General features: G+C 31.5%; 11 protein-coding genes. 3 read left to right on the top strand and 8 right to left on the bottom strand.

The features are described 5' to 3' along the window. Positions 1 to 42: 42 nt before the first annotated feature. The 5 genes from QZ260_RS06505 to QZ260_RS06485 all read right to left on the bottom strand — a co-directional run bounded on the left by QZ260_RS06505 (position 43) and on the right by QZ260_RS06485 (position 3,233). On the bottom strand, positions 43 to 681 hold the full coding sequence (locus QZ260_RS06505; RefSeq protein ID WP_295984175.1) for a hypothetical protein: 639 nt from the start codon (positions 679 to 681) through the stop codon (positions 43 to 45). Further along, on the bottom strand, positions 665 to 1,159 hold the full coding sequence (locus tag QZ260_RS06500) for a sigma-70 family RNA polymerase sigma factor (protein WP_295984174.1): 495 nt from the start codon (positions 1,157 to 1,159) through the stop codon (positions 665 to 667). Before QZ260_RS06500 ends, QZ260_RS06505 begins: the two co-directional genes overlap by 17 nt. 82 nt (positions 1,160 to 1,241) lie before the next feature. Then, entirely contained in the window at positions 1,242 to 1,865 is a 624-nt protein-coding gene (aat, locus tag QZ260_RS06495; RefSeq protein WP_295984173.1) for a leucyl/phenylalanyl-tRNA--protein transferase, read from the bottom strand. Between the two features lie 91 nt (positions 1,866 to 1,956). After that, positions 1,957 to 2,334 (bottom strand): DUF3127 domain-containing protein, encoded by a 378-nt coding sequence (locus QZ260_RS06490; protein WP_271756936.1) that lies wholly within the window; start codon positions 2,332 to 2,334, stop codon positions 1,957 to 1,959. 29 nt (positions 2,335 to 2,363) lie between these two features. Beyond that, positions 2,364 to 3,233 carry a flavin reductase family protein gene (locus QZ260_RS06485; protein ID WP_295984170.1) on the bottom strand — a complete coding sequence of 290 codons (870 nt, stop codon included), beginning with the start codon at positions 3,231 to 3,233 and terminating at the stop codon, positions 2,364 to 2,366. Positions 3,234 to 3,444: 211 nt separating this feature from the next. On the opposite strand from QZ260_RS06485, the gene QZ260_RS06480 reads away from it, so the two are divergent. Together QZ260_RS06480 and QZ260_RS06475 are read left to right on the top strand one after the other, a co-directional pair. Then, on the top strand, positions 3,445 to 4,599 hold the full coding sequence (locus QZ260_RS06480) for a HAMP domain-containing sensor histidine kinase (RefSeq protein ID WP_295984168.1): 1,155 nt from the start codon (positions 3,445 to 3,447) through the stop codon (positions 4,597 to 4,599). Between the two features lie 10 nt (positions 4,600 to 4,609). Next, positions 4,610 to 4,960 carry a hypothetical protein gene (locus QZ260_RS06475; protein WP_295984166.1) on the top strand — a complete coding sequence of 117 codons (351 nt, stop codon included), beginning with the start codon at positions 4,610 to 4,612 and terminating at the stop codon, positions 4,958 to 4,960. Here the strand turns inward: QZ260_RS06475 and QZ260_RS06470 are convergent. Both QZ260_RS06470 and greA read right to left on the bottom strand, forming a co-directional pair. Continuing rightward, the gene (locus QZ260_RS06470) at positions 4,955 to 5,344 is read right to left on the bottom strand and encodes an HIT family protein (RefSeq protein ID WP_295984165.1); all 390 of its coding nucleotides are present in this window, start codon (positions 5,342 to 5,344) and stop codon (positions 4,955 to 4,957) included. The genes QZ260_RS06475 and QZ260_RS06470 overlap by 6 nt on opposite strands. 52 nt (positions 5,345 to 5,396) lie before the next feature. Continuing rightward, positions 5,397 to 5,870 carry a transcription elongation factor GreA gene (gene greA, locus QZ260_RS06465; RefSeq protein ID WP_295984163.1) on the bottom strand — a complete coding sequence of 158 codons (474 nt, stop codon included), beginning with the start codon at positions 5,868 to 5,870 and terminating at the stop codon, positions 5,397 to 5,399. Positions 5,871 to 6,128: 258 nt separating this feature from the next. On the opposite strand from greA, the gene QZ260_RS06460 reads away from it, so the two are divergent. Further along, positions 6,129 to 6,557 carry a hypothetical protein gene (locus QZ260_RS06460; protein ID WP_295984161.1) on the top strand — a complete coding sequence of 143 codons (429 nt, stop codon included), beginning with the start codon at positions 6,129 to 6,131 and terminating at the stop codon, positions 6,555 to 6,557. A gap of 52 nt (positions 6,558 to 6,609) precedes the next feature. Here QZ260_RS06460 and QZ260_RS06455 read toward each other — a convergent pair. After that, positions 6,610 to 8,227, bottom strand: a 1,618-nt coding sequence (locus tag QZ260_RS06455; protein ID WP_295984160.1) for a TonB-dependent receptor, incomplete at its 5' end; no start/stop codon positions are given.

Raw genomic sequence — 8,227 nt, 5'->3', positions numbered from 1 at the left:
ATTACACAATTCAAAAGAAATATTTTTTTTACACATTCAAAACTACCCTCTTAAATCTTCCATATCGGTAATAAGCTCATCTAGTTTCTTTATAATACGACCATAAACTATATTTAAATCCCATTTATAAATCCGTCCTCCAAATATTGCTAATAATATTATAATTACTATCATAGCGAGTACCCAAAACACAGGTATGTCGAATACCATATAAGGTTGATAACCGCCTAACATTCTGTTTAAAGACTCCCTAAATTGACTAGAAAACCCAAAGCCAGAAACCATGGCTATAAAAATATATGGATATATATATCTCGACATTTTATAATTAACTTCAATTTGGGACTTCATCCAAGTATCAAAAGACTTAAGATATTGATAACTACTCACGTTTTTATCAATATCATTTAAACCTTTCAACAGCCTTTTATTTACAATAACTATAACATTAAAAAGAATGAACATAAGTACACCCATTACTGGGATTTTCACAAAAAAAGAAACTACTAAAACAAAAAAAGAAAATATAACCAACGCATTTAGGTTGATTTTAAACATTCTTTTGAATTTATCTATAATATGAATGGATTTTTGATTGTAGAGGTTATTTAGTTTTGGTGCCACCATAGCATCATTCTCTAAAAAACCTTGTTTCCAAATTGATTCAATTGATTTTTCCATCTAATAATTTTTTTAATCTTTCTTTAATTCTATTGACACGAACGCCTATATTGTTTGGTGTTGTACCAATTATATCTGCGATTTCTTTATTTGGTTTTTCTTCCAGATAAAGTAAAATAACGGCTCTATCAATTTCTGATAGTTGTTTGATGGCTTCATATAACAGGTTAAGAGATTGATCAGAAAATGTAAGCTCATCCTCTATGGCTTCAGTCTGAATCTGATAATCTGAAGTATGGTGTTGACGATTTCTTTTCTTTTTCTTAATTAAGGTCAGACATATATTTAATGATAGTCTATATATCCATGTAGACCATTTAGAGTCGCCACGAAACTTATCTCGACTTCTCCATATTTGCAAACAGACTTCTTGATAATAATCCTCGAAATCTTCTTGCGAATCAGTATATGCCCTGCATATCTTTATAATTATTCCGGAATAGGGTAAAATTGATGATATATAAAAATCGTTACTCAAACATTGTTTTTAATGATTAGTGGTAGAAGTTAAAGATTATTACATCCTTTTAGAGAATTTTTATAAATTTTTAATTTTGACGCTACAAAAACTTCAAAAATGCTTCTCTAGAAATTTCCTCAGCCCCCAAGCTTTCTAAGTGGTTAGTATGAAGCTGACAGTCTATTAATTTATAATTTGTATTCTGAATAAAACTGATAAATCCCACTTTACTAGCATTACTTACTTTAGTAAACATGCTTTCTCCACAAAATACACCATTATTTAAATCAATGCCGTAAAGTCCAGCAACAAGCTTTTTATCTTGCCAAACCTCAACAGATTTTGCATAACCAAGTTTGTGCAATTTTATATAAGCATTAGCCATAGAATCTGTTATCCAAGTTCCAGATTGACCAATACGTTTTGCTTTTGAACATTCGGTAATTACTTGTTCAAAATCTTTATTTAAAGTAATTATAAACTCGTTGTTCCGCATAATCTGCTTCATACTTTTTGAAACTTTTAATTTCTCTGGAAACAATACAAATCTTGGGTCTGGAGCCCACCATAAAAAAGGTTCTTCAGTATCAAACCAAGGAAAAATACCAGTTTTATAGGCAAGTAATAACCTTTCGACACACAAATCACCTCCAACTGCCAATAAGCCTTCAGGAGAAGCTTTATTAACATCAGGAAACCAGATATCTTCGTTTAGGTATTGCATGTATAAGTAAATATAAAAACCTCAACGTTAGAATAAACATTGAGGTTGATTTTATAAGATTCCTGCCTTAGCGGGAATTACGGATTTTTAATTAAAAAGGTAAATCGTCGTGATCTTCTTCTTTTAAATCTCCTGCAGGCTCAAAAGCATCTGCTGGTGGCACTGGAGGCATATTTGTTCCGGCCGCTTCCTCTTGTGATGCTTCGATTCTCCATCCTTGAATCGAGTTAAAATATTTCGTTTCACCTTGTGGGTTCACCCATTCTCTACCACGTAAGTTGATACTTATTTTAACTTGCTGACCGACTTGATAGCTATTTAATAAATCTGTTTTATCTTGAACAAACTCTACCATAATGTGCTGTGGGTATTGCTCTTCAGTTGTTACTACAACTTCTCTTTTTCTAAACCCATTACTTCCAAAAGTTTGAGTTTCACCAACCATTTTAATTCTTCCTTGAACTTCCATATACTAGTTTTTATATTTATATTATTATTTTAACTTAATAGTATTTTCCAAGCACTTTCGACATCTCCAAAACTAAGATAATCGTGTGCTAATTTATGCTTCTCTCGGTGTGTTGCCGTTTTTATATTAGGATAACGTTCTCCAACTTCTTTTACAAAAGTATTTATATGATTTTCGGTAGGTAACGTTTCAATATTTCCTAACATCCCTAAATCATTTCCTGTTAAAATCATACTGTTTTTAACATGGTCTGGAAAACTATCAACACCAATTCCTAATGTCACTATGGGTTTTGGTATTTCAAAAAAACCATCCTTAGCACGACTATAATAACTTCCTCCTGCTCTTGCCACTAAGTCTAATTTCTTTTGGTCTATGGCTTCATTTTCGTCAAGTACCGCATCATCAATATGAAGTTTAACTACTTCGCAAATAATTAAATTCCCTGCGCCACCTTCAGTTCCTAACTTAATAATGTCGTTCACCTTACATTCGAACTGAACAGGTGCTTCCGCTACCCGAAAAGGTTTTATAACATCCGATTTCAACATAGTTAATCCTGCTTTTTCAAACTCATTTATACCCTCAGGATATTCTGTACTACTTAATGACATTTGATGAACCATATCATAATTCACCACATTTATAACCACTTCTTTTGTTAATTCAGCATTCTCTAGAGTATGCTTTGTTGTATTATCTCTGACACGTCTAGCCGGAGAAAAAATTAGTATTGGTGGGTTTGCACTAAACACATTAAAAAAACTAAATGGTGACAAATTTGGATTTCCATCAGCATCAAGCGTACTTGCAAAAGCTATTGGCCTTGGAGCTACAGCACTCAACAAATAACCATGTAATTTACTGGTTGATAAGCTTTTTGGATCTAATGAGGCCATTTGTCTTTTTAATTTCAACAAAACTAATCAAAAAAAACATGATAATTTAAAGTAGTTTTCAACATAAGTTTACCTCTATCAACAATTTATCAATATTTGCCATTAGAGAAAATGTAATAAAACTATAACGCATCTAAAAGCCCACTTACTAACAACTTGAACAATAATATTAACAGATTTGCATTATATTACCAGATAATTACTTTTTTAAATGATTTTTACAAAACATAGCAACGCTTTCCGTTGGATTATTGTTATAGCTTCCTTCGCTATTGTATCCCTTATTTTATGGAAAACTTACGAGTTTTTTCAGCATTTTAAAGATGAGGAGCGAACAAAAATGGAAAATTGGTCTTTTGCACAATCTGATTTATTAAAAACCGACAACCTCGATGGCAATATTGGAGAACTTTCATTAAAGGTGATTACCAGTAACAAAACTACACCAATGATAAAAGCTAATACTGACGGTAGTTTTGATTTCAATAATATTGATGAAAGCAAGGTGAAAGATTCTGCATACATTCAAAAATTGATTTTGAAGTTTAAAACAGAAAACACTCCTATAGAAGTTAAAATCGATGGTACGCTTTACAGCACCATTTACTACGGAAACTCAACATTATTGAACAAACTTGTATACTATCCTTTTGCATTAATACTTATAGTTGTATTATTTGGAGCTGTTATTTTTTTCTTTTATAGCAGTAGTAAAAATGCCACCCAAAACAAATTATGGTCGGGTATGGCAAAAGAAACAGCTCACCAAATAGGAACTCCTTTATCTTCATTAATTGGTTGGACTGAAATATTAAAAATCGAAAATGTAAACCCAGATTACATTGTTGAAATTGAAAAAGATGTTGACCGATTAAAAACTATTACAGAACGTTTTAGCAAAATAGGTTCAATACCTGTTTTAGAAAATGCTGATATTATAAAAGAAACTATTGAGTCTTATGATTATTTAAAAACGAGATCATCGAAACTTATTGATTTTGATATTATAACTCCTGAAGGAGAAATTCCCGTAAATCTAAACAAACAACTTTATAGTTGGACCATTGAGAATTTGGTAAAAAACGCCATTGATGCCATGAAAGGCAGAGGAAAACTTACTGTTGAAATTTCACAACTTGAAAATGATGTAAAAATTAGTGTCACGGATACTGGTAAAGGGCTCTCAAAAAAAGACTTTAATAAAATTTTCGAGCCAGGATTTACCACTAAAAAACGAGGTTGGGGATTAGGTCTATCGCTTACTAAACGAATTATTGAAGATTTTCATAACGGAAAAATTAAGGTCCTACAATCTGAAAAAGATAAAGGTAGTACCATCCAAATAAGTTTAAAACGTACTAACTAAATACTGAATTATGTCTGAAAAATTAATTGATATTAAGGAAGTAACTTTAAACAATAATTGCCCAGAGTGTTATAGTAAAAACGGTTTACACTTAATCTTTAAGCAAAAAGTAAAAGAAACTAAATTTTATAAATCTATTACTTCTGAAATTAGTCATGAAATTACGTGTAAAACTTGTAATTCGGTGATTTACCCTGAACAATGGACCGATGATATTGATCGTGTTTTTGAATATCAAAAAAAAGCTTTTACTCCTAAAAGTAAATCTACTTACCTTAAAAAAACATCATGGATTGCTACATCCACATTTTTTGTGTTGATCGCTTTGGTTCTATTCCTAGTATATTATTTAAATTTATAATTGCGCCTTAATAGCTTCGGCTAAGGCCTCAAATTCCTCTGGAGACAATTTAACTTTTTGAGTAAATCGAGCATCTTCCATAGACTGTAAAGGAATTAAATGCACATGTGCGTGAGGAACTTCCAAACCTATAACACTTAATCCAATGCGCTTACAAGGAATCACTTTTTTTAAAGCCAAGGCAATCCTTCTTGAAAAAATCATTAAGGCATTGTAAGCAGTTTCATCTAAATCAAAAATTTTATCAACTTCTTTTTTAGGAATACACAATGTATGCCCTTTAGTATTTGGATTCACATCAAGAAATGCTAAAAAATCTTCGGTTTCTGCTATTTTATAACATGGAAGTTCGCCGTTTACTATTTTTGTGAATATTGAAGACATTTTTATTATTTTAAAACCTTCTACTGCATTAAAGTAGCCTGTATTATTTAATTTATCTCGTTATTTCGATGATGTCAAATTTCATAGTACCATTAGGCACTTGTATTTCTGCAACATCACCTACTACTTTACCTAATAACCCTTTTCCAATAGGAGAATTTACTGAGATTTTCCCTGAAGCCAAATCTGCTTCACCATCTGCAACCAAAGTATAATTCATTTCCATACCATTGGTTTGGTTTTTTATTTTCACTTTAGATAGCACAAGTACTTTAGAATTATCTAATTGCGATTCATCAATAACGCGAGCTCCAGCTAATGCGTCTTCTAACTTAGCAATTCGCATTTCTAACATCCCTTGCGCTTCTTTAGCAGCATCGTATTCTGCATTTTCACTTAAATCGCCCTTATCTCTGGCTTCAGCAATGGCTCTAGATGCTTTTACACGCTCAACATCTTTAAGCTCCTTTAACTCGCCTCTTAATCTTTTTAATCCTTCAGGTGTATAGTATGATACTTTACTCATAACTTCATCGTTTTACTTAATAAAAGATGCTGACAAACTTCAAGTTAATACTTTGAAGTATTCAGCAAATAAAAAAATCCCGTTCGCACGAGATTGTACAACAAAAGTACAAAATTTTGATTACATAGTTATAATATGTTTTTAAAAGCATTTTATCTTAATCTGTATTTGAAAAATAAAAATAGCATAATGAAAAACACAAAACACTTAAGTCAATTTACTTTTTATTGTACATTGCATTTTAATTTTTTTAAATTTATGAAACCATTTTTTAGCTTAATATGCATTCTGTTTTTAGTGTCTTGTAATGGTAATTCTGTTGATGATAAAAACTGTAGATTCTTACTTGATATTGGAGTCAATTTTACCATAGATTTGTCTTTACCCCAATACAGTCAACTAACTTTTGCAGGAAACTCAGTTTATATTCCAAATGAAGGCAATGCTGGAATTATAGTAGCCAGTACTGGTGTTGATTTTTATGCATGGGATGCTAGCGATCCTAATCATGCACCTAGTAGTTGTTCTGCGCTTATACCTTCAGGATTAAATGGCACATGTGGTTGTGATGATGGTAATAAATATAATTTTGTTACTGGAACAATAGAAGGTAATGACGGTTTAAGATGTGCTTTAAAAAATTACCGTGTCCAGAAAACGGGTAATACGCTTTTAATTTTTAATTAGGAAAGCGCAGTTAACATAATACCAACTACGCTTCTAGTCCCTAATTATATATTTAAAATTTTAATGTAGCACCAACCAAAAAATTAGTTGTTGCTTGTGGGTAATAATAAATATAGCCTCCACCGTAATCATTAGCGTTAGAAACATATTTCTTATTAAGAATATTGTTTACCAAACCTGACAACACAATAGATTTAAAAATTGATTTCGGTTTGATTTCATATGAAATATTAAAATCATTCACAAAATAACTTTCTAAAACAGACTCATCATTATCGGTATTCCCCATATATTGCTCGCCAACGTACTTGCTTAATACTGATAGTTGTAAACGTTCAGTTGGGAAGAAATTTAAAGCATTACCAATAACTAATTCTGGAGAATATGATATATTAGTATTTCCTAAATTAACTAAAGCTCCAGTATTATTAGAATTAAAATCTTTGTTCTTATTATTGCTTAATGTAAAATTTGTAGATGTACTAACCATTTTTGAGAACTGAATATTAGCATCAATCTCTAACCCTAATCTATAACTTTTACCACTCGTTGCTCTAATTGGACTACCAACATCATCTAACTGACCAGTTAACACTAACTGGTTTTGATAAAACATATAATATATATTGGCATTTACACTAACTCTCTGAGAATTATAACGCCACCCTAACTCAATATCATTAAGTGTTTCGTTTTCTGTTACGCCACCTTTAAAGTCATCACGATTTGGCTCTCTGTTTGCTCTTGCGTAAGACGTGTAAAAGCTATTAAAATTGCAATGTTTATAAGTGACACCAACTTTAGGGTTAAAAAAACTAAAATCAGAATTGGTATTAAAGGCTTTTCTTTTTGAATTTAATCCATTGGTTTTATAGTTCACAAAACGCCCTTGTAAATCAACAAAGCCAGTAAATTTTTCAGCAAACTTAAAAGTGGCTTTTGAAAACACACTAAAGTCATTCTTAGTAGCACCGCCTTCGTAATAACGATCACGAATATTAGTGCTTGGAGCTAAATCACTTCCCCAAATCACTTCCCCAAAATGATCACCATCATAAGTACTATATGATAATCCAGATATAATTTCTAATGCATTCTTCTTATAGGTTACATTACCATTAAGTACATAAAAATTATTATCTAACCACCTACGAACAATAACGTCCGAATCAGCTTCAATTAAGTTATTAAAATCCGCAGCAGATTCTTTAGGTTTGAATTGTTCAAAATAACCTTTCCCTTTAGTGTAGTTTAACCCAAGATTAGTAGACCAATTGTTATCAAAACGCTCATTCCAATGCAATTGGTAATGATCTTGCCAATAGTTGTCCGTTTCATTCTCGTAAGTGTATGGATTTTGACGACGGTCTTCCTTCAATTGATTAGCCGTTAATCCAAACCAAGATTGATATGTTTGTTCTCTATTCCCAAAAGTTAAGGCTTTAATCAACGTGTTGCCATCTTTATATACACCTTGTAAAAAGTAAGAACGCAAATCTGTAAAAGCACGATCTACATAGCCGTCGGAATCTATTTTAGAAAAACGTCCTGAAATCTCGAAATGATTATTAAGTAGTCCTGTACTCAATTTCACAGTATGTTTTCTAGTTCCAAAACTACCAAAACTATTCGAAATTTCTCCAGAGGCTTCTTCTGAAAATGCATCAGTC

It is taken from the genome of uncultured Algibacter sp., assembly GCF_905480415.1.
GTDB lineage: Bacteria > Bacteroidota > Bacteroidia > Flavobacteriales > Flavobacteriaceae > Algibacter_B.
The sequence above is the reverse complement of the archived record's forward strand: the minus strand, read 5'-3'. Positions and strand labels throughout refer to the sequence as shown.

Bases quoted from the DNA above. Each gene is read 5' to 3' on its own strand.
- QZ260_RS06460 (WP_295984161.1), top strand. From the start codon at position 6,129: ATGAAACCATTTTTTAGCTTAATATGCATTCTGTTTTTAGTGTCTTGT.
- aat (WP_295984173.1), bottom strand. From the start codon at position 1,865: ATGCAATACCTAAACGAAGATATCTGGTTTCCTGATGTTAATAAAGCT.
- QZ260_RS06480 (WP_295984168.1), top strand. From the start codon at position 3,445: ATGATTTTTACAAAACATAGCAACGCTTTCCGTTGGATTATTGTTATA.
- QZ260_RS06485 (WP_295984170.1), bottom strand. From the start codon at position 3,233: ATGGCCTCATTAGATCCAAAAAGCTTATCAACCAGTAAATTACATGGT.
- QZ260_RS06490 (WP_271756936.1), bottom strand. From the start codon at position 2,334: ATGGAAGTTCAAGGAAGAATTAAAATGGTTGGTGAAACTCAAACTTTT.
- greA (WP_295984163.1), bottom strand. From the start codon at position 5,870: ATGAGTAAAGTATCATACTATACACCTGAAGGATTAAAAAGATTAAGA.
- QZ260_RS06475 (WP_295984166.1), top strand. From the start codon at position 4,610: ATGTCTGAAAAATTAATTGATATTAAGGAAGTAACTTTAAACAATAAT.
- QZ260_RS06505 (WP_295984175.1), bottom strand. From the start codon at position 681: ATGGAAAAATCAATTGAATCAATTTGGAAACAAGGTTTTTTAGAGAAT.
- QZ260_RS06470 (WP_295984165.1), bottom strand. From the start codon at position 5,344: ATGTCTTCAATATTCACAAAAATAGTAAACGGCGAACTTCCATGTTAT.